At 63.8% G+C, this 20,282-nt stretch carries 21 protein-coding genes and 1 tRNA gene; 17 read left to right on the top strand and 5 right to left on the bottom strand.

Annotated elements, in window-relative coordinates:
- Positions 1 to 3: 3 nt before the first annotated feature.
- From AWB66_RS05875 to AWB66_RS05865, 3 genes are read right to left on the bottom strand one after another with little or no spacing between them, the layout of a single operon-like run.
- Positions 4 to 618: a LysE family translocator gene (locus tag AWB66_RS05875; RefSeq protein WP_087629320.1), complete on the bottom strand. Its 615-nt coding sequence runs from the start codon at positions 616 to 618 to the stop codon at positions 4 to 6.
- A 4-nt stretch (positions 619 to 622) separates the two neighbouring features.
- Complete coding sequence (locus AWB66_RS05870; RefSeq protein WP_087629319.1) at positions 623 to 1,189, bottom strand: adenine phosphoribosyltransferase; 567 nt, start codon at positions 1,187 to 1,189, stop codon at positions 623 to 625.
- A 44-nt stretch (positions 1,190 to 1,233) separates the two neighbouring features.
- Positions 1,234 to 3,228 (bottom strand): monovalent cation:proton antiporter family protein, encoded by a 1,995-nt coding sequence (locus AWB66_RS05865; protein WP_087629318.1) that lies wholly within the window; start codon positions 3,226 to 3,228, stop codon positions 1,234 to 1,236.
- Positions 3,229 to 3,386: 158 nt separating this feature from the next.
- Here AWB66_RS05865 and kdsD point away from each other — a divergent pair, with 158 nt between their 5' ends.
- The 11 genes from kdsD (at position 3,387) to AWB66_RS05810 (ending at position 12,853) form a co-directional block, all read left to right on the top strand.
- Positions 3,387 to 4,370 carry an arabinose 5-phosphate isomerase KdsD gene (gene kdsD, locus AWB66_RS05860; RefSeq protein WP_087629317.1) on the top strand — a complete coding sequence of 328 codons (984 nt, stop codon included), beginning with the start codon at positions 3,387 to 3,389 and terminating at the stop codon, positions 4,368 to 4,370.
- Positions 4,370 to 4,939, top strand: a complete 570-nt coding sequence (locus tag AWB66_RS05855; RefSeq protein ID WP_087629316.1) for a KdsC family phosphatase — start codon at positions 4,370 to 4,372, stop codon at positions 4,937 to 4,939. Before kdsD ends, AWB66_RS05855 begins: the two co-directional genes overlap by 1 nt.
- A 4-nt stretch (positions 4,940 to 4,943) precedes the next feature.
- Entirely contained in the window at positions 4,944 to 5,546 is a 603-nt protein-coding gene (gene lptC / locus AWB66_RS05850) for an LPS export ABC transporter periplasmic protein LptC (protein WP_087629315.1), read from the top strand.
- Positions 5,547 to 5,576: 30 nt separating this feature from the next.
- Positions 5,577 to 6,266, top strand: a complete 690-nt coding sequence (gene lptA / locus AWB66_RS05845; RefSeq protein ID WP_087629314.1) for a lipopolysaccharide transport periplasmic protein LptA — start codon at positions 5,577 to 5,579, stop codon at positions 6,264 to 6,266.
- An 11-nt stretch (positions 6,267 to 6,277) separates the two neighbouring features.
- Positions 6,278 to 7,045 (top strand): LPS export ABC transporter ATP-binding protein, encoded by a 768-nt coding sequence (lptB, locus tag AWB66_RS05840; protein WP_200818934.1) that lies wholly within the window; start codon positions 6,278 to 6,280, stop codon positions 7,043 to 7,045.
- Positions 7,046 to 7,191: 146 nt separating this feature from the next.
- On the top strand, positions 7,192 to 8,697 hold the full coding sequence (locus AWB66_RS05835; RefSeq protein ID WP_087629312.1) for an RNA polymerase factor sigma-54: 1,506 nt from the start codon (positions 7,192 to 7,194) through the stop codon (positions 8,695 to 8,697).
- A 185-nt stretch (positions 8,698 to 8,882) separates the two neighbouring features.
- Positions 8,883 to 9,242, top strand: coding sequence for a ribosome hibernation-promoting factor, HPF/YfiA family (gene hpf / locus AWB66_RS05830; RefSeq protein ID WP_062639196.1), 360 nt, complete (start codon positions 8,883 to 8,885; stop codon positions 9,240 to 9,242).
- Between the two features lie 324 nt (positions 9,243 to 9,566).
- A complete protein-coding gene (gene ptsN / locus AWB66_RS05825) occupies positions 9,567 to 10,058 on the top strand; it encodes a PTS IIA-like nitrogen regulatory protein PtsN (RefSeq protein WP_309786486.1) in 492 nt (163 codons plus the stop codon).
- Positions 10,059 to 10,223: 165 nt separating this feature from the next.
- Positions 10,224 to 11,192 (top strand): HPr(Ser) kinase/phosphatase, encoded by a 969-nt coding sequence (hprK, locus tag AWB66_RS05820; protein WP_062639198.1) that lies wholly within the window; start codon positions 10,224 to 10,226, stop codon positions 11,190 to 11,192.
- A gap of 97 nt (positions 11,193 to 11,289) precedes the next feature.
- Positions 11,290 to 12,186, top strand: a complete 897-nt coding sequence (gene rapZ / locus AWB66_RS05815; RefSeq protein ID WP_087629310.1) for an RNase adapter RapZ — start codon at positions 11,290 to 11,292, stop codon at positions 12,184 to 12,186.
- Between the two features lie 34 nt (positions 12,187 to 12,220).
- Positions 12,221 to 12,853, top strand: coding sequence for an LON peptidase substrate-binding domain-containing protein (locus tag AWB66_RS05810; RefSeq protein WP_087629309.1), 633 nt, complete (start codon positions 12,221 to 12,223; stop codon positions 12,851 to 12,853).
- On the opposite strand, the gene mutY is transcribed toward AWB66_RS05810, so the two are convergent.
- A complete protein-coding gene (mutY, locus tag AWB66_RS05805) occupies positions 12,850 to 13,914 on the bottom strand; it encodes an A/G-specific adenine glycosylase (RefSeq protein WP_087629308.1) in 1,065 nt (354 codons plus the stop codon). The genes AWB66_RS05810 and mutY overlap by 4 nt on opposite strands.
- 8 nt (positions 13,915 to 13,922) lie before the next feature.
- Positions 13,923 to 14,753 (bottom strand): bifunctional DNA-formamidopyrimidine glycosylase/DNA-(apurinic or apyrimidinic site) lyase, encoded by an 831-nt coding sequence (gene mutM / locus AWB66_RS05800; protein WP_087629307.1) that lies wholly within the window; start codon positions 14,751 to 14,753, stop codon positions 13,923 to 13,925.
- Between the two features lie 98 nt (positions 14,754 to 14,851).
- Here mutM and AWB66_RS05795 point away from each other — a divergent pair, with 98 nt between their 5' ends.
- The 6 genes from AWB66_RS05795 (at position 14,852) to AWB66_RS05770 (ending at position 20,160) form a co-directional block, all read left to right on the top strand.
- Complete coding sequence (locus AWB66_RS05795) at positions 14,852 to 16,741, top strand: tetratricopeptide repeat protein (RefSeq protein WP_087629306.1); 1,890 nt, start codon at positions 14,852 to 14,854, stop codon at positions 16,739 to 16,741.
- A complete protein-coding gene (gene lolB / locus AWB66_RS05790; RefSeq protein WP_087629305.1) occupies positions 16,741 to 17,367 on the top strand; it encodes a lipoprotein insertase outer membrane protein LolB in 627 nt (208 codons plus the stop codon). The genes AWB66_RS05795 and lolB overlap by 1 nt, the downstream gene beginning before the upstream one ends.
- A 17-nt stretch (positions 17,368 to 17,384) precedes the next feature.
- Positions 17,385 to 18,266 carry a 4-(cytidine 5'-diphospho)-2-C-methyl-D-erythritol kinase gene (gene ispE / locus AWB66_RS05785; RefSeq protein WP_087629304.1) on the top strand — a complete coding sequence of 294 codons (882 nt, stop codon included), beginning with the start codon at positions 17,385 to 17,387 and terminating at the stop codon, positions 18,264 to 18,266.
- A 54-nt stretch (positions 18,267 to 18,320) separates the two neighbouring features.
- Positions 18,321 to 18,397: transfer RNA gene (locus AWB66_RS05780), tRNA-Gln, on the top strand.
- A gap of 48 nt (positions 18,398 to 18,445) precedes the next feature.
- Positions 18,446 to 19,399: a ribose-phosphate pyrophosphokinase gene (locus AWB66_RS05775; protein ID WP_062639206.1), complete on the top strand. Its 954-nt coding sequence runs from the start codon at positions 18,446 to 18,448 to the stop codon at positions 19,397 to 19,399.
- 143 nt (positions 19,400 to 19,542) lie between these two features.
- Positions 19,543 to 20,160: a 50S ribosomal protein L25/general stress protein Ctc gene (locus tag AWB66_RS05770; protein WP_087629303.1), complete on the top strand. Its 618-nt coding sequence runs from the start codon at positions 19,543 to 19,545 to the stop codon at positions 20,158 to 20,160.
- The last annotated feature ends 122 nt before the right edge of the window (positions 20,161 to 20,282 follow it).

Raw genomic sequence — 20,282 nt, 5'->3', positions numbered from 1 at the left:
CGCTCAGTCCTTCAGCGCGACGCGAATTCCGAGCGCGATGAACGTCGCGCCCGCCAGCCGGTCGAGCCACACGCCGACGCGCGGCCTGCGCTTGAGCCACGCGCCGATCATCCCGGCGCAGATGCCGAACACCGAAAACACGACGACCGTCTGCAGCATGAACAACGCGCCGAGTTCGAACATCTGGAGCATCACGCTCTGGCCGCCGTGCGGATTGACGAACTGCGGCAGGAAGACGATGAAAAAGAGCGTCACCTTCGGATTCAGCATATTGCCGATCACGCTTTGCCGGAACACGGTCGACAGCGCCTGCGCGGGACGCTCGTGCGCGGTGGCGAGTCCGCGGCTCGTCAGCGCCTTGATGCCGATCCACACGAGATAGGCGGCGCCCGCGAGCTTCACCGCTTCGAACGCGACCGGCGACGAGCGCAGCAACGCGGCGACGCCGAGCGCGGCGAGCGTCGTGTGGAAACTGATGCCGGCGGCAAATCCGAGCGCCGCGACGAGCCCGGCCGCGCGTCCCTGCGAGATGCCGCGCGCGAGCACCTGGAGATTGTCGGGACCGGGCGCGACCGTGATCGCGACCGACGCGGCGAGAAAGAGCAGGAAATTCGGCATCGCGTCAGTGCCCCGCGAACTCGCACACGGTGTAGAGCGGCACGCCGCCCTCGCGCAAGAGCGCCGAGCCGCCGAGATCCGGCAGATCGATGATCGCCGCGGCTTCCACGACCGTCGCGCCCAGGCGCTTGAGCAAGCGCGTGCCCGCCATCATCGTGCCGCCGGTCGCGACGAGATCGTCGACGATCACCACGCGATCGCCCGGCTTCACGGCGTCCTCGTGAATTTCGACGGTCGCGCTCGCGTATTCCAGTTCGTACGACTCGGCGAGCGTCCTATATGGCAACTTGCCTTTCTTTCTGATCGGCACGAAGCCGAGGCTCAGTTCATACGCGAGAATCGGCCCGATAATGAAACCGCGCGCGTCGAGCCCCGCAATGGCGTCGAGCTTCGCGTCGATATAGCGCTGCACGAACAGGTCGATCAGCGTGCGTAGGGCGCGGCGGTCCTGCAACACCGGCGTGATGTCGCGGAACTGCACGCCCGGCTGCGGCCAGTCGTCGATCGTGCGCACGCGGTCCTTGATGAATTGCGCGGCCTCGCGCGGGGCGGTCGATGGGATACTCGACATGGTGTCTCCGGGGAACATGGCGCTCGGCATTCGAGCGTGCAGAATCAGGCGGCTCGGCGATGGCGCGACAGCCGCTCCTCGGCCTGCGCCAGTTCTTCGGGCAGGCCGCGCAACACGACGATGTCCTTCGCGCGCAGCTTGGTTTCGGGGTCCGGCTCGACGCCGCGAATGCCGTGACGCCGGATCGCGGTCACTTCGATGCCGTCGCCAACCAGCCCGAGCGTTTCGAGCGTCTGGCCGACCGCGTCCGAGTTCTCGTCGATCGGCACCGATTGTAGCCGCACCTGCTCGTGACCATCGTCGTCGTCGAGGTCGTCGGCGCCGCGGAAATAGCCGCGCAGCAAGCTGTAGCGCTCGTCGCGCATTTCCTCGACGCGCCGCACGACGCGCCGCATCGGCACGCCCATCAGCACGAGCGTATGCGACGCGAGCATCAGGCTGCCCTCGACGATCTCCGGAATCACTTCCGTCGCGCCCGCCGCGATCAGCTTTTCCAGATCGGCGTCGTCGACCGTGCGCACGATCACGGGCAGCGTCGGCTGAAGCTCGTGGATGTTGTGCAGTACGCGCATCGCGGAAGGCGTGTTCGCATAGGTGATCGCGACCGTCGCCGCGCGGTGCAGGCCCGCGGCGAGCAGCGATTCGCGCCGCCCCGCATCGCCGAATACGACCGATTCGCCCGCCGCCGCGGCCGCCGCGACGCGATCCGGGTCAAGATCGAGCGCGACGTACGACAAGCCTTCGTGCTCCAGCATCCGCGCGAGATTCTGCCCGGCGCGGCCGTAGCCGCAGATGATCACGTGGCCGCTTTGCTTGAGGCTCTGCGTCGCGATCTTGGTCATCTGCAACGACTGCAGCATCCATTCAGTCGACGACAACCTGAGCACGATCCGGTCCGCGTTCTGGATGATGAACGGCGCGGCGAGCATCGAAAGCAGCATCGCGGAGAGAATCGCCTGCAACAGCACCGGCTCGACGAGATGCGCGTCCAGAATGAGGTTCAGCAGCACGAAGCCGAATTCGCCCGCCTGCGCCAGATAGAGACCCGTGCGCATCGCGACACCCGGCCGCGCGCCGAAGAGCCGCGCGAGCCCCGTGATCATCACGGCTTTCAGCAGAATCGGCACGATCAGGAACGCGAGCACGAGCAGCGGATGCTCCCAGATCACGCGCGGGTTGAGCAGCATGCCGGTCGTCACGAAGAAGAGGCCGAGCAGCACGTCGCGAAACGGCTTGATGTCTTCTTCCACCTGATGCCGGTACGGCGTCTCGGCGATCAGCATGCCCGCGATGAAAGCGCCGAGCGCGAGCGATAGCCCGAACTTGTCGGTGATGAACGCCGCGCCGAGCGTCACCAGCAGGAGGTTCAGCATGAAGAGCTCTTGCGAGCGCCGCCGCGCGACGAGATCGAACCAGCGCGTCATGAACTTCTGGCCGATGAAGAGCAGCACCGTCAGCGCGACGACGATCTTCACCGCCGCGATGCCGAGCCACATCGCGAGTTGCGACGACTGGCCGTTGCCGAACGCCGCGATGATGATGAGCAGCGGCACGACCACCAGGTCCTGGAACAGCAGCACGCCGAAGATGTTGCGGCCGTGCTCCGCTTCGAGTTCGAGCCGCTCGGCGAGCAGCTTGCTGACGATCGCCGTCGACGACATGGAAAGCGCGCCGCCGAGCGCGAAGCTCGCCTGCCACGACATGTTCATCCAGAAGCTCGCGATCCAGCCGAAGAAGAGCGCGAGCGCGATCGTTCCCGCGACCTGGCACGCGCCAAGTCCGAACACGATCCGGCGCATCGCGCGCAACTTCGATAGCGAGAATTCCAGCCCGATGGAAAACATCAGGAACACGACGCCGAATTCGGCGAGATGCTGCGCGCCGCCGCTGTCCGGCACGATACGCAGCGCATTCGGCCCGACGACGATGCCGACCGCGAGATAGCCGAGCATCGGCGGCAGGTTCAGAAACCGGAACACGACGACTCCCGCCACCGAACACAGCAGCAGCAACAGCGTCATTTCAAGCGGCGATGTCATCCGTCTAGCGTCCTCGTCTGTCGGCGGAACCGCTCGCGCGGCACGCGCTCGGTTCTCGGGGATGGCCTTTTGCGGCAGGCCTTTCGGGGGGCGGATGAGCGGCGGCGAGCCGCTGGGTGTCCGGCGCGGCGAAGAAACGCCTTTGTTATACTCCGCGAATGATAGCGAAAATCAATGGCGACCGGGCACTCGCGCTGGCTCGCACCGTACTCGACATCGAAGCCGACGCCGTCCGCGGGCTCGCAGATCTTCTCGACCACAACTTCACCGGCGCCGTCGAACTGCTGCTCGGCTGCCGCGGCCGCGTGGTCGTGTCGGGTATCGGCAAGTCGGGGCATGTGGCGCGCAAGTTCGCCGCGACGCTCGCCAGCACGGGCACGCCCGCGTTCTTCGTGCATCCCGCCGAAGCGAGCCACGGCGACCTCGGCATGGTCACCTCCGACGACATCTTCATCGCGATGTCCAACTCCGGCGAAACCGAAGAACTCGTCGCGATCCTGCCGCTCATCAAGCGCCTCGGCGCCAAGCTGATCGCGATCACGGGCCGTCCCGAATCGAGCCTCGCGCAACTCGCCGACGTGCACCTGAACGCACGCGTCGAAAAGGAAGCCTGCCCGCTGAATCTCGCGCCCACCGCCAGCACCACCGCGGCGCTCGCGCTCGGCGACGCGCTCGCGGTCGCGGTGCTCGATGCGCGCGGCTTCGGCCCCGACGACTTCGCGCGCTCGCATCCCGGCGGCGCGCTCGGCCGGCGCCTGCTCACCTACGTGCGCGACGTGATGCGCGTGGGCGACGACGTGCCGCAAGTGCCGCTCGATGCGACCGTCGCCGACGCGCTCTTCCAGATCACCGACAAGCGCATGGGCATGACGGCCGTCGTGAACGCAAAAGGCCACGTCGAAGGCATTTTCACCGACGGCGACCTGCGCCGCGTGCTGCAACGCGACGGCGATTTCCGCGCGCTGTCGCTCGTCGACGTCATGACGCGCAGCCCGCGCACGATCGCACCGGACCATCTCGCGGTCGAGGCCGTGGAACTGATGGAGCGCCACCGCATCAATCAGATGCTGGTCGTCGATGAAAACGCGACGCTGATCGGCGCCCTGAACATGCACGACCTCTTCTCCAAGAAGGTGATTTGATGGCGCAGAAGCCTTCCGCCGCCAGCGCAGCGCCGCCCGCCACGGGCACGGCGGCCGAGCGCGCGAGCCGCATCAAGCTGATGATTTTCGACGTCGACGGCGTTTTCACCGACGGCAGCCTCTTCTTCAACGCCGACGGCGACGCGATGAAGTCGTTCAATTCGCTCGACGGCTACGGCGTGAAGATGCTGGAAAGAATCGGCGTGCAGACGGCGATCATCACCGGACGCCAGTCGGGCATCGTCGCGGCGCGGGTGCGCGAACTCTCGATCACGCATCTCTATCAGGGCGTCGACGACAAGACCGTCGCGCTCGCCGAGCTGCTGCAAAAGACCGGCATCGCCGCGTCCGAATGCGGCTACATGGGCGACGACTGGCCCGATCTCGCGGTCATGCGCTTGTGCGGCTTCGCGGCTGCGCCGGCCAACGCGCATCCGGAAGTGATCCAGCGCGTGCACTGGGTCGCCGAAGCGCGCGGCGGCCACGGCGCGGTGCGCGAAGTGTGCGACGCGATCGCGCGCGCGCAGCATCGTTACGACGAACTGCTCGCCGACGCGATGGGAGCCTGACGCGATGCAGCGCCCAGGCCGACTCACTTCGCTCCTTCCGCTCGTCGCGGTGGCCGCGCTCGCGGGCATCACGTACTGGCTCTTGCAGGCGACGCTGCCGCAGTCGGGTCCGGCGCCCGAGCAGCCGAAGCGCCACACTGCGGACTATTTCGCCGACAACTTCTCCGTCTCCGAACTCGACACGACCGGCACGACGCAATATCGCCTCACCGCGAAGTCGATGGTGCATTACGAGGACGACGAGAACAGCGATCTCACGCTGCCCGCGTTGCGCATGTTCCAGCCGGAGAAGCCGCAAGTGACCGCGACGGCCGAGCGCGGCACGGTGAACGGCGACGTCTCGATCGTCGATCTCTACGACAACGCGCGCATCCTGCGCGTGGCCGGCTACGGCGATCCGCAGATGCAGGCCGATTCCCAGCATTTCCGTATCTTCGTCAATGACGATGTCATCGAAACGAAAAAGCCGGTTAAACTTCAGCGCGGTCCGTCCGTGATGACGGCCAACGGCATGAACTACAACAACGTGACCCGGGAAATGAAGCTCTTTGGTAACGTGCGCGGCATGATCGCCTCGTCCGATATCAACGGCGGCTCCTCCAAGTAATCCCGGCAATCCCATCCCAAGTGTGACTGCATGAACGAAACGTTCCCTCGTCCCGATTCCGGCTGTCCGCGCGAGGCGCTTTCGCGTCGCGCGCGCCGCGCCGCGCAGCTCGGGCTCGCGGCCGCACTCGTCGCGCTGCCGATCGCGGGCTTTGCCCCGGCAGCCCACGCGGAACGCGCCGACCGCGACAAGCCGCTCAACATCGAAGCGGACAACATGTCCTACGACGACCTGAAACAGAAGAACATCTTCATCGGGCACGTCGTCGCCACCAAAGGCACGATCGTGATCAAGGCCGACCGTGTCGAAGTGACGCAAGACCCGCAGGGCTACCAGTACGCGACCGGCACCTCGACCGGCAACAACCTGTCGTACTTCCGCCAGAAGCGCGATGGTCTCGACGAATACATCGAAGGCAATGCCGTGCGTATCGACTACGACGGCAAGCAGGACCTGACCACGCTCACGACGCGTGCGGTCGTGCGCCGGCTGGTCGGCCTGACGAAAATTCAGGACGAAGTCCACGGCAGCGTGATCACCTACGACGGCCAGAAGGACTTCTACACCGCGAAGGCGGGCTCCGACGTCGCCGGCCCGGGCAACCCGACCGGCCGCGTGCGCGCGATGCTCTCGCCGCGCAACGGCAACGCCGCGCCGCTCAACGGCTCGCCCGCCACGCTCGCTCCTTCCACCACCATTCAGGGAACGCCGCAGCAGTGAACGCGCCCGCCATGCCCCATCGCAAGCCGGCCGGTGAATCGAGTTCGCTCGCCGTCCGCAATCTGAAAAAGCGCTACGGCTCGCGCACGGTCGTGAAGGACGTGTCGCTCGACGTGAAGAGCGGCGAAGTCGTCGGACTGCTCGGCCCGAATGGCGCGGGCAAGACGACGTCGTTCTACATGATCGTCGGCCTCGTGCCGCTCGACGAGGGCGAAATCGCGCTCGACGGCACCTCGATCAGCCTCCTGCCGATTCACCAGCGCGCGAAACTCGGGCTGTCGTATCTGCCGCAGGAAGCCTCGGTTTTCCGCAAGCTGACCGTCGAGCAGAACATTCGCGCCGTGCTCGAACTGCAATTCACCGAGGCCGGCAAGCGGCTCACGAAGGACGCCATCACGCAGCGCGCCGAAGCGCTCCTCGACGAACTCCAGATCGCCCATCTGCGTGACAATCCGGCGCTGTCGCTCTCCGGCGGTGAGCGGCGACGCGTCGAAATCGCCCGCGCGCTCGCGACCAATCCGGCCTTCATCCTGCTCGACGAGCCGTTCGCGGGCGTCGATCCGATCGCCGTGCTGGAAATCCAGAAGATCGTCAAGTTCCTGAAGCAGCGCAACATCGGCGTGCTCATCACGGATCACAACGTGCGCGAAACGCTCGGCATCTGCGACCACGCCTACATCATCAGCGACGGCAGCGTGCTCGCCGCCGGCGCGCCGAGCGAGATCATCGAGAACGAAAGCGTGCGCCGCGTGTATCTCGGCGAGCACTTCCGCATGTGACCGGTGCACGGCCGCGGCTTACTGCACCGCGGCATCGCGACGTTGCAAATCTTACGTGCCGCCCGCGAGGCGGCACGGCTGTTTTTGCGAAATCCCGCGAGGTTTCGCGCGCGTGGCAAACTCTCTACAATGATTAAAACTTTGCCATGAAAGCCAGCCTCCAACTCCGCCTATCGCAGCATCTTGCGCTGACCCCGCAACTGCAGCAGTCCATCCGGCTGTTACAGTTGTCGACGCTCGAACTGCAACAAGAGGTCGCGATGGCGGTCGCGCAGAATCCGCTGCTCGAAAACGAGGACGACTGGATCGCCAGTCCGCTGCGCGTCGCGGCCGACGGCTCGCTAATCACGTCGGCGAACACGTCGAGCGCGCCGCCTGAGCCGCTGATGAACAACGGCTCGACGAGCAGCACGTCCACGTCCGAACGATCGGAAAGCGGCGAGCCGCAGGGCGTCGACGAATACAACGGCCTCGGCGCGGATTCGAATTCGTGGAATCTGGAAGACTACGGCCGCTCGAACACCGGTTCCGACGACGACGATCTCCCGCCGCTGCAAATCCACGAATCCACCACCACGCTGCGCGATCATCTGACCGCGCAGTTGCGCATGACGCAGGCGAACCAGCGCGACCGCGCGCTGATCACGTTCCTGATCGAGTCGCTGGACGAAGACGGTTATCTGACGTCGTCGCTGGAGGAAGTGCAGGCGGATTTGCCCGACGAACTCGAAGTCGATGTCGACGAACTCAGCGCCGCGCTCGCGCTGCTGCAAAGCTTCGATCCGCCGGGCGTCGGCGGGCGCTCGGCTTCGGAATGCCTGAAGCTGCAGTTGCTGCGGCTCGATTCGTCGGCGACGCGTACGCTCGCGCTGGAAATCGTCACGCATCATCTCGAACTGCTTGCCGCGCGCGACTTCACGCGTCTGCGCAAGCAACTCAAGGCCAGCGACGACGCCCTGCGCGACGCGCACGCGCTCATCCGGTCGCTCGAGCCGTTTCCGGGCGCGGCGTACGGCAAGAGCGAAGCGGATTACGTCGTGCCCGACATCCTGGTGCGCAAGACCACGGGCGGCTGGACGGCCGAATTGAATCCGGAAATCGTTCCGCGCCTGCGAATCAACCATCTCTACGCGAACATTCTGCGTAACAACCGGGGCGATCCGGGCAGCGGATCACTGCGTCAGCAGCTTCAGGAAGCGCGCTGGCTCATCAAGAATATTCAGCAGAGGTTTGAGACGATTCTGCGTGTCGCGCAGGCAATTGTTGAACGTCAAAAGAACTTTTTCGCACATGGCGAAATTGCCATGCGGCCCTTGGTTTTGAGGGAAATTGCTGATACGCTGGGTTTACACGAGTCGACGGTTTCGCGTGTGACGACCGGCAAGTACATGCTCACCCCATTTGGGACGCTTGAATTTAAGTACTTCTTTGGATCGCACGTTTCGACCGACACAGGAGGCGCGGCATCGTCCACGGCGATCCGGGCCCTCATCAAGCAACTGATAGGAGCGGAAGACCCCAAATCTCCTCTTTCAGACAGCCGCATCGCCGAACTGCTGGCGGAACAGGGATTCGTGGTCGCGCGGCGCACTGTCGCGAAATATCGCGAAGCTCTGAAAATCCCCGCGGTGAATCTGCGCAAGTCTCTGTGACACGTCTCTGTAGCCCGTTGCATTTCGCGGCGGGCCTTTACCGGCCGCATCGCGGTAAGCGCGAACGAGCCGGCCGATGCGTCCCGTTTTTCACGCACGCCCGGACGGCGTAGCAAACGGGCAGCAGGGCCGACCGGTATTAGCCGCGCTGCCGCGATCCACGGCCACTAGCTTGGAGAGCAACTATGAATCTGAAGATCAGTGGACACCACCTCGAATTGACGCCTGCGTTGCGCGAGTACGTGATCACCAAACTCGACAGGGTGCTCCGTCATTTCGATCAAGTGATCGACGGCAATGTGGTCCTCTCGGTCGACAATCATAGGGAAAAGGACAAGCGGCAAAAGGTGGAAATCAACCTGCACCTGAAGGGCAAGGACATTTTCATCGAGAGTTGTGACGCTGATATGTACGCGGCGATCGACCTCATGGTGGACAAGCTGGATCGCCAGGTCATCAAGCACAAGGACAAGATTCAAGGCCACGCGCACGAGGCCGCAAAGTATCGTGCGGAACCGCAGGAACTCGAAGCCCCGTCGCCGTGATTTCGCCGGCCGACCGAGTCGCCTGATGCTTCGCGCAACAATTCGAGGGATTATTCGAATTTCGTGATTGAGCAAAGGAAGGGTGCAACCTGGCACGAGCCGCCTGAACCCAGGCGGCTTTTTTGTTGCACGCCAGGTTCAAGTCGTTGATTTCCGGGCGAATTGACCGTTGCAAAAGGTGCCCGAAGTCGATGGCGCGCTGCACCATCACTGATTGCGCTGTCATATAATGAACCGGTTATTATCGAATTCCACTATCGGACCGCGCCAGCGAGCGCTGTTCCTTCCAAACATCGCCGTGAGCGCTTTCGATCAGTCGCCACGATGAGGAGAATTCAGGCCACGCATCAGCCTGCCAACATGAATCGTTTAGCCAAATTTCTTCCCCTCGAAAACGTCGTTCTCGGACTGACCGTCACTAGCAAGAAACGCGTATTCGAGCAAGCCGGGCTGATTTTCGAGAACCAGAACGGCGTCGCCCGCAGCACCGTCACCGACAATCTTTTCGCACGCGAGCGCCTCGGTTCGACCGGTCTCGGCGAAGGCGTCGCGATCCCGCACGGGCGCATCAAAGGTCTGAAGCAGCCGATCGCCGCCTTCGTGCGCCTGGCCGAACCGATCGCATTCGAATCGCCGGACGGCCAGCCGGTGTCGCTGCTCATTTTCCTGCTCGTTCCCGAGCAGGCCACGCAGCAGCATCTTGAAATTCTGTCGGAGATCGCACAACTACTCTCCGACACGCAAGCGCGTGAACGCCTCAACAAGGAAGAGAATCGTGAAGCGCTGTATCAGGTGCTCACGCAGTGGCAGCCGTAAATCCAGCTTCGGCGGCACGCACGGCCTGACCGGGCGGCCGCGGGCCGGCTCGCGCGGGTCGGGCTTCTGGGGCACAATCGGTTCAATGGAGCGGACTGCGATGGGCTCGGGTGCCGAGCCCCGGAACAGAAGCCCGCTCCCGGCTTCCAACGGAGTTCCGGACTCATGGATACGTCCAGCATCAACGCCCAGAGCATTTTCGACGACAACGCGGCCGCGCTGAAACTCAGCTGGCTGACGGGTCACGAAGGCTGGGAACGCGGCTTTTCGAGCGAGACGGTCGCGAACGCCACATCGAGCGCCGATCTCGTCGGCCACTTGAACCTGATTCACCCGAATCGTATCCAGGTGCTCGGCGACGCCGAGATCAATTACTACCAGCGCCAATCCGACGAAGACCGCTCGCGCAACATGGCCGAGCTGATCGCGCTCGAGCCGCCGTTTCTCGTGGTGGCGGGCGAAGTCGGCGCGCCGCCGGAACTGGTTTTGCGCTGCACCCGTTCCTCGACGCCGCTTTTCACCACGCGCATGTCGGCGGCCGCGGTCATCGACAGTTTGCGGCTTTATATGTCGCGCATTCTTGCGCCGCGCGCGACGCTGCACGGCGTGTTCCTCGACATCCTCGGGATGGGCGTGCTGCTCACCGGCGACTCCGGCCTCGGCAAGAGCGAACTCGGCCTAGAGCTGATCAGCCGCGGCCACGGGCTGGTGGCGGACGACGCCGTCGATTTCGTGCGCCTCGGCCCGGATTTCGTCGAAGGGCGCTGCCCGCCGCTGTTGCAGAATCTGCTCGAAGTGCGCGGCCTGGGCCTGCTCGACATCAAGACGATCTTCGGTGAAACCGCGGTGCGGCGAAAAATGAAGCTCAAGCTGATCGTGCAACTCGTGCGCCGGCCGGACGGCGAATTCCAGCGCCTGCCGCTGGAAAGCCAGACCGTCGACGTGCTCGGCCTGCCGATCAGCAAGGTCACGATTCAGGTCGCGGCCGGCCGAAATCTCGCCGTGCTGGTCGAAGCGGCGGTGCGCAACACGATCCTGCAACTGCGCGGCATCGACACGCTTCGCGACTTCATGGACCGTCAGCGGCTTGCCATGCAGGACCCCGACAGCCAGTTTCCGGGCAAACTGATCTGACCGCGCGAGCGCCCCGCGAAAGCACGCGGCGCGCGGTTCCTGCGACAAATCCGCGCACCATCGCAGGTGCTAAGATAAAGCGAACGAGTCGAACTCCATGCGTATCATTCTGATCACCGGCATTTCCGGTTCCGGCAAGTCCGTCGCGCTGAACGCTCTGGAAGACGGCGGCTACTATTGCGTCGACAACCTGCCGCCGCGCTTTCTGCCCGAGCTCGCCCGCTACCTCGCAAGCGTCGGGCAGACGCATCTCGCCGTCGCCATCGACGCGCGCTCGAGCGTCTCGCTCGACGATGTCCCCGCGATCATCCGCGATCTTTCGGTCGCCTACGATCTGCGCGTGCTGTTCCTGAACGCGAGCACGCAGTCGCTCATTCAACGCTTTTCCGAAACCCGCCGCCGTCATCCGCTCTCGGGCTCGCCCGCGCACGACGCCGACGTCGGCCTGCTGAAGTCGCTCGCCGAAGCCATCGAGCGCGAGCGCGAACTCGTCTCCGGTCTCGCGGAGTTCGGGCATCAGATCGACACGAGCAATCTGCGCGCGAACGTGCTGCGCGCGTGGGTGAAGAGTTTCATCGAGCAGGAATCGGCAGGCCTCACGCTGATGTTCGAATCGTTCGGATTCAAGCGCGGCGTGCCGCTCGACGCCGATTTCGTCTTCGACGTCCGCACGCTGCCGAACCCGTACTACGACCGCGAGTTGCGACCGCTAACGGGCCTCGACCAGCCGGTCATCGAATATTTGTCGGCGCAGCCGATGGTGCATCAGATGATCGACGACGTCGGCACGTTCATTGCGAAATGGCTGCCGCAGTTTCGCGACGACAACCGCAGTTATCTCACCGTCGCTATCGGCTGCACGGGCGGCCAGCATCGCTCGGTGTTCATCGCCCAGGCGCTCGCCGCGCGCTTTAACGACAAGGCGAAAGTAATCGTGCGGCATCGCGACGCGCCCATCGCGGTCGATGGCAACGCGGCGCACACGCCAACCTGATCGCCGTCGCGGCGATCAAACCTGGAGGCGCGCGATGTCTTCCAATCCCGTTCTCGCCGACTTGCCGCTGTTCCCGCTTCACACCGTCCTGTTTCCGGGCGGCCTCCTGCCGCTCAAGATCTTCGAGGCGCGCTATCTCGATATGGCGCGCGAATGTCTGCGCGAGAAGACGCCGTTCGGCGTGTGTCTCCTGAAAAGCGGCAACGAGATCGCGTCGCCGGGCGATCCTTCCGTGCCGGAAAGCGTCGGCTGTCTGGCCGAGATCAACGAATGCGATGTCGACACGTTCGGCCTGCTGCTCGTTCAGGCGCGCGGCACGCAGCGGTTCCGGCTGCTTGCGCATCGCGTCGAGCCGAGCAATCTGATCGTCGGCATGGCGGAGTTGATCGGCGAGGATGCGCCGCTTCAGGGAGTCGAGGCGCTCGCGAAGTTCGGTGCGTGCGCGGAAGTGCTGGAACGCATTATCGAGACGATCAAGGAACGCGATCCGCAGAATCTTCCCTTCGCCGAGCCCTTCCTCTTCGACGACCCGACGTGGGTCTCGAATCGGCTCTCCGAAATCCTGCCGATTCCGATGCGCGCGCGGCAGAAAATGATGGAACTGGAGGACGCGGCGGCGCGCATCGACGTCGTGCATCACTACATGCAGCATCATCAGCTGCTTTAGATCAGCGATCCTTGCAGCGCGTCGAGCAGTTTCCTCACCGGCGCGGGCAAGCCGAACGCGTCGATCTCGGCAAGCGGCGCCCAGACGGTTTCGCCGTTCGCCGCCTGAAAGCGCGCGCCGCCGCCCACTTGCGCGAGACGCGGCTCGATCTCCAGCTTGAAATGCGTGAACGTGTGCGTGAGCGGCGCAAGCCGATGCAGCTCGTCCGTGCCGCCAAAGCCATGCGCGACGTCCGCGAGCGCGTCTTCGCCGGCGGCTTCGGGCAGGCTCCAGAGGCCGCCCCAGATGCCCGTCGGCGGGCGTTTTTCCAGCAGCACGGCATCGCCGTCCTTCAGCACCAGCATCCAGGTCTTCTTCGTCGGCAGCGTCTTTTTCGGACGCGCCGCCGGCAATTCGCGCTGCCGTCCGCTCACGTTCGCCACGCAATCCGCCGCGAACGGACAGCGCGCGCAGTCCGGCTTGCCGCGCACGCACAGCGTCGCGCCGAGGTCCATCAGGCCTTGCGTGTACGCGGTGACGTCGTCGGGATGCGCGGCGTCCGGCAACAGCGATTCGGCGAGCGTCCACATCGCGTTTTCCACGCGCTTTTCGCCCGGAAAGCCGTCGATGCCGAAGACGCGCGCGAGCACGCGCTTCACGTTGCCGTCGAGGATCGTCGCCCGCGCGCCGAACGCGAACGACGCGATCGCCGCCGCCGTCGAGCGGCCGATGCCCGGCAATTCCGCGAGTTCGTCGACGGTTTGCGGAAACGCGCCGCCGAATTGCTCCGACACCACCTGCGCGCACCGATGCAGATTGCGCGCGCGCGAGTAGTAGCCGAGGCCGGCCCAGAGCGCCATCACGTCGTCGAGCGGCGCGGCGGCGAGCGCGTTCACATCGGGGAAGCGCGCGAGAAAACGCGCGTAGTACGGAATCACCGTCGAGACCTGCGTCTGCTGGAGCATGATTTCCGACAGCCAGATCCAGTACGGATCGCGCGTGTTTTGCCACGGCAGGTCGTGGCGGCCGTGAACGCGTTGCCACGCGATCAGGCGCGTGGAGAAATCGGCGAGTGCGAGCATCGGAGCAATTAGCGTTGGCAGCGCGAACAGAAGTACGTCGAGCGCTGTCCCTGGGCGATGTGTTTGATCGGCGTGCCGCAGACGTGACACGGCAGACCCGCGCGATCATAGACGAAATAATCGAGCTGGAAGTAGCCCGACTCGCCGTCGCTGCCGACGAAATCGCGCAACGTGCTGCCGCCCTTCTCGATCGCGGCGGCGAGCGTCACGCGCACGGCGTCGGCGAGCAGGTCGTAGCGCACGAGCGAGATGCGCCCGGCAGCGGTCGTCGGCCGGATGCCCGCGCGAAAAAGGCTCTCCGACGCATAAATATTCCCCACGCCCACGACGATGTTCCCCGCGAGCAGCGCCTGCTTCACCGACACCTTGCGCCCGCGCGTTTTGCGAAACAGCAGCGCGCCGGAGAATTCGGGCGTGAACGGCTCGACGCCGAGGCTCGCGAGCAGCGGATGGTCGAGCACGTCGCCGGCTTCGCGCGGATGCCAGAGCACGGCGCCGAAGCGACGCGGATCGCGAAAACGCAGGATGAAGTCGTCGAAAATCAGATCGATGTGATCGTGTTTGGCGGCGTCCGGCGGGCGCGGCACGTTGCGCAGCACGCGCAGCGTGCCCGTCATGCCGAGATGGACGATGAGCCAGCCGGCGGCGGTTTCGAACAGGAGATACTTCCCGCGCCGCTCCACTTTGTCGATCCTGAGCTGGCCGAGCGTCTTCGCGAGATGCGCCGGAACGGGCCAGCGCAGCGCCTTCGTGCGTATCTCGACGTGTTCGATCCGCCTTCCCGCCACATAGGGTTCGATTCCGCGGCGCGTGACTTCTACTTCCGGCAACTCTGGCATATTTGGATGGTCTGCAGCTTGCTTGGGGCGTTGGTCCCGCTTTGTGCCCGTATTGTAGCGAGCGCGTTACAATCGACCGAAACATCCATCGGATTTCCATGAACTTGTTCGTCAATAAGCAGTTTCCGAAGCGAACGGGCGCGCTTGCTGAGGAAAGCGGGTCGTCGGTTTCGCGCGTCGCGGGCGCGGTGGCTCTGGCGATGGCCGTGTTCGCATTCATGCCCGCCTGCGCGCAGAACCCGTCGCAGACTCAGGCGCAAAAGCAAGGTCAGCCGTCGGATCGGAGCGCCGCTCCGTCGTCCGACGACCAGCCCGTCAGCGCCGCCGACATGCTGACCGCGCCGCCGACGGCCAAGGAATCGCAGGATTTGCCGCCCGTCGCGTTGTCGAGCCAGATCGTGTTCCAGGTCCTGGCGGCGGAAGTCGCGTTGCAGCGCAATCAGCCGGCGCCGGCGTATCAGACGTATCTCGCGCTCGCTCGCGACACGCACGATCCGCGTTTCGCTCAGCGCGCGACGGAAATCGCCATCGCGGCGCAGAGTCCCAACGACGCGCTGACCGCCGTCCAGTTGTGGCAGCAGTTCGCGCCGAATTCGGATCGCGCGGCGCAATTGAGCGCGTCGCTGTTGATCGTCGCCGGCAAGCCCGACGACGCCAAGCCCACGCTTCAGCGCGAACTGGCGAAAGTCCCGGAATCGCAGCGCGGCGATGCGATCCTGTCGCTGCAATCGCTGCTGTCGCGCGGGCCGAATCGGATCGGCGGGCTGAATGTGCTCAAGGATCTGACGGCGAACGACCTGCAACGCCCGGAAACGCAACTGGCGCTCGCCCGCCAGCAACTGATCGCCGACGACGCGCCCGGCGCGCGCGCATCGCTCGAAAAGGCGCTCCAGTTGAAGCCCGACTATCTGCCGGCGGCGCTCACGCTCGCCCGCATGGGGCCGGAGGAGCGCAAGGAAGGCATCGCTTCGTTCGAGAAATACGTCGAGAAAAATCCGAAGTCGCACGATGCGCGGCTTGCGCTCGCGCAGTTGTATTTGTCGTCGGATCGACTGGACGACGCGCAGAAGCAGTTCGAAATCATGCGCAAGAACGATCCGAAGGACCTGACGCCGCTGATGGCGCTCGCGCTCATCAACATCCAGAAAAAGCAGTTCGACAAGGCGCAGGACTACCTGAACCAGTACGCGAAGACCGCCGAAAGCACGCCCGGCGCCGATCCGGGTCAGGCGTATATCTATCTCGCGCAGTTGTCGCTGGAACAGAAGAACGATGCCGCCGCGAGCCAGTGGCTCGACAAGATTCCGCGCACGAGCCAGCAGTATCTTCCCGCGCAGATCACGCGCGCGCAGTTGATGGCGAAGCAGGGCAAGCTCGACGAAGCGCGCCAGTTGCTCGCGAATCTGCAGAGTTCGGACCCGCACGACATCGCGCTCCTCGCACGCACGGATTCCGCGCTGCTGTTCGAAGCGAAGCGCTATCCGGAGGCGGAGGCGAATCTGGCGAAGGCCGTGGCCGCGTTCCCCGACGACCCCGATCTCACTTACGACTACGCGATGGCCGCCGAAAAGAACGGCCATTACGACGTGATGGAAGCGCAACTGCGCAAGCTGATGCGCACGCAGCCGGACAATCCGCAGGCGTACAACGCGCTCGGCTACTCGCTCGTCGATCGCAACCAGCGCATCGACGAAGCCGTGAAGCTGATCGAAAAGGCCGTCTCGCTCGCGCCGAACGACGCGTTCATCATGGACAGCCTCGGCTGGGCCAAATTCCGCCAGGGCAACTCCGCGGAAGCCGCGAAGATCCTCAAACAAGCGTACGACCTGCAGCCGAACGCCGAAATCGGCGCGCATCTCGGCGAGGTGCAGTGGAAGTCGGGCCAGCAGGACCAGGCGCGCGCGACGTGGCGGCAGGCTCAAAAGCTTGAACCGGACAACGATACGCTCGTCAAAACGCTCAAACGACTCCAGGTGAACGATCTTTGATGTCAATCCACACCCACGCCCGCGCGCCGCTCAGACGCGGCGCGCTCGCGCTCGCGGCTGCGGCGGCCGTCGTCCTTTCCGGGTGCGCGACCAAGCCAAACGTGCCGAACACGTCGAACGCGGCGACCTCGATCACGGCGCAGACGAGCCGCGCGTATCACGGCCGCTTCGCCGTTCAGTACAACGACGAGTACGGTCATCAGCGCAACGCCTACGGCAATTTCGACTGGCAGGAAACCGGCGACACCGTCACGTTGCAACTGCGTAATCCGCTCGGGCAGACGCTGGCAGTGGTGACGTCGTCGCCGGCTTCGGCAACGCTCGAACTGCCGAACAAGCAGCCGGTGAACGCCGACAACGTTTCGCAACTGATGCAGAGCACGCTCGGATTCGCACTGCCGGTCGAAGGATTGCGCTACTGGCTGCAGCCATCGGCGGCGCCGACTTCGCGCGCCAAGACGACGATGGATGCATCGTCCGGCAACGGCCGGCTGAAGGAAATCAAGCAGGACGGCTGGACGATCGACTATCTGGCCTACGCCGACGCGCCCGCGACAGGCGTCAAGCGCGTGGACCTGACGCGCGAAGATCCGCCGCTCGACATCAAGCTCGTGATCGACCAGTAAGCCTTTTCCGCTCAAGCATGTCCCAATCGAACGAGTCGCTGCGCGACTGCCTCGCGCCCGCGAAGCTCAACCTCTTCCTGCATATCACCGGCCGTCGTCCGGACGGCTATCACGCGCTCCAGACGGTTTTCCAGCTGCTCGACTGGGGCGACGCGCTGCATTTCACCCGTCGCGACGATGGCGCGATCACGCGCCGGACCGACGTTCCGGGCGTCCCGGAATCGGACGACCTCGTCGTGCGCGCGGCGCGGCTGTTACGCGATTACACGGGAAGCAAATACGGTGTCGAAATCGAAATCGACAAACGACTTCCGATGGGCGCGGGTCTCGGCGGAGGCAGTTCTGATGCCGCGACGACACTTTTAGCGTTGAATCGTCTTTGGGGCGTTGACCTTCCGCGCGCGACACTGCAAAATCTCGCCCTGCAATTGGGCGCTGACGTGCCGTTCTTTGTTTTTGGGCAGAATGCATTTGCAGAAGGAGTCGGAGAAGCGTTGCGAGCGGTCGATCTGCCGAAGCGCTGGTTCCTGGTGGTGACTCCTGCGGTCCATGTGCCAACCGCCGAGATATTTTCGGAGAAAGCGTTGACAAGGGACTCAAAAGTCCTCACAATGACGGACTTTCTTGCACAACATAGTTCTGACGCAGATTGGCCAGACAGTTTCGGCCGAAATGACATGCAGGCAGTTGTCGCAGAAAAGTACGCGGAAGTTGCAAAGGTGCTCGAGTGGTTTTCCGATTCAGCGCCGGCGCGAATGACCGGATCTGGAGCAAGCGTGTTCGCTGCTTTTCGTAGCAAAGCCGAAGCGGAACTGGCGCAAGCCAAGCTCCCGGCAAGCTGGAAGAGCGTCGTGACAGGCAGCCTGGATTCTCATCCTCTCTTCGCCTTCGCGTCATAAGGTTTTGTTTTGTCGGGTATGTCCTACACTTCCGGCAAGACTCAAAGTTAGTGTAGGGGAGTCGCCAAGTTGGTCAAGGCACCGGATTTTGATTCCGGCATGCGAGGGTTCGAGTCCTTCCTCCCCTGCCATAATTTCTCGCGCTTTTCCTCTCGCCCCCAGCCCGAAACAGGTGCACGATGAGCAGTGACGGCCTGATGGTTTTTACTGGCAACGCGAATCCCGCGCTTGCACAGGAAGTCGTCAAGATCCTTGGTATTCCCCTCGGCAAAGCGATGGTCAGCCGTTTCTCCGACGGCGAAATCATGGTCGAGATTCAGGAAAACGTTCGTGGCAAGGACGTATTCGTCCTGCAGTCCACCTGCGCTCCGACGAACGATAACCTGATGGAACTCATGATCATGGTCGATGCGCTCAAGCGCGCATCCGCTGGCCGGATCACCGCAGCCATCCCCTATTTCGGTTATGCGCGTCAGGATCGCCGTCCGCGTTCGGCGCGGGTCGCCATTTCGGCGAAGGTCGTGGCGAACATGCTGGAAATCGCCGGCGTCGATCGCGTCATCACGATGGATCTCCACGCCGACCAGATTCAAGGTTTCTTCGACATCCCCGTCGACAACATCTATGCAACGCCCGTGCTGCTCGGCGATCTGCGCAAGCAGAATCACGAGAACCTGCTGGTGGTGTCGCCAGATGTAGGCGGCGTGATTCGCGCCCGCGCGCTGGCGAAGCAACTGAACACGGACCTCGCGATCATCGACAAGCGCCGTCCGAAGGCGAATGTCGCTGAAGTGATGAACATCATCGGTGAAGTGGAAGGCCGCACGTGCGTGATCATGGACGACATGGTCGACACCGCCGGCACGCTCTGCAAGGCAGCGCAGGTTTTGAAGCAACGCGGCGCGAAGCAAGTGTTTGCGTACGCCACGCACCCGGTTCTTTCGGGTGGCGCGGGCGAGCGAATCGCGGCATCGGAACTCGACGAACTCGTCGTCACCGACACGATTCCCCTCTCCGCCGAATCGCTCGCATGCAAGAAGATTCGCCTGCTGTCGAGTTCGGGCCTCCTCGCGGAGACGTTCTCGCGAATCCGGCGCGGCGACTCGGTGATGTCGCTGTTCGCTGAAAGTTAAAAGAATTGGCAAAACGCGAAGCTCGAGCTTCGCGTTTTTGCGTAATCGGCACGAACGAACGAAGGTCCGTGCCGTTGTTTTGGGGCTCGACTAAAGAGCCCTGTTCTCACTGCCTGGTCGCGGGCAGAAAATGGAGTCGAATCATGAAAGTAGTCGCTTTCGAGCGTAGTCTGCAAGGTACGGGTGCGAGCCGCCGCCTGCGTAACTCGGGCAAGACCCCGGGCATCGTGTATGGCGCCGACAAGGATGTGCAACTGGTCGAACTCGACCACAACGCCCTTTGGCACGCGCTGAAGAAAGAAGTGTTCCATTCGTCGATTCTCGACATTGAAGTGGCTGGCAAGTCGCAACAGGTTCTCCTGCGCGACGTGCAATACCACCCGTTCAAGCAGATGGTTCTGCACGTGGACTTCCAGCGCGTCGATTCGAAGAAGAAGCTGCACACCAAGGTGCCGCTGCACTTCATGAATCAGGAAACGAATCCGGCCGTCAAGCTGGCCGGCGCCGTGATCACCCACGTGATCAACGAACTCGAAGTGGAATGCCTGCCGGGCGACCTGCCGGAATTCATCGAGATCGATCTGGCGACGATCGAAGCAGGCCACTCGATGCACGCCAAGGACATCGCGCTGCCGAAGGGCGTGACCCTCGTCGCGCACGTCATTGCAGAAAACCCGGTCATCGCTTCGGCGACGGTTCCGGCCGCAGTGGTGTCGGGCACGGCCGCTGAAGGCACTGAAGGCGCAACGCCGGCAGCGTAAGTTTTCGCCAAGAAGCTGTCTATCCTCTCGAACCGTTCGTAGAACGGTCGACGTGACCCGCCGATGCTCGCGCTCCGGCGGGTTTTTTTTCGCTCCATTCACGCGGGCGCCCTCGCCCGTCA

This window comes from Caballeronia telluris, from assembly GCF_001544495.1.
In the GTDB taxonomy this organism is placed as follows: Bacteria; Pseudomonadota; Gammaproteobacteria; order Burkholderiales; family Burkholderiaceae; genus Caballeronia; species Caballeronia telluris.
The sequence above is the reverse complement of the archived record's forward strand: the minus strand, read 5'-3'. Positions and strand labels throughout refer to the sequence as shown.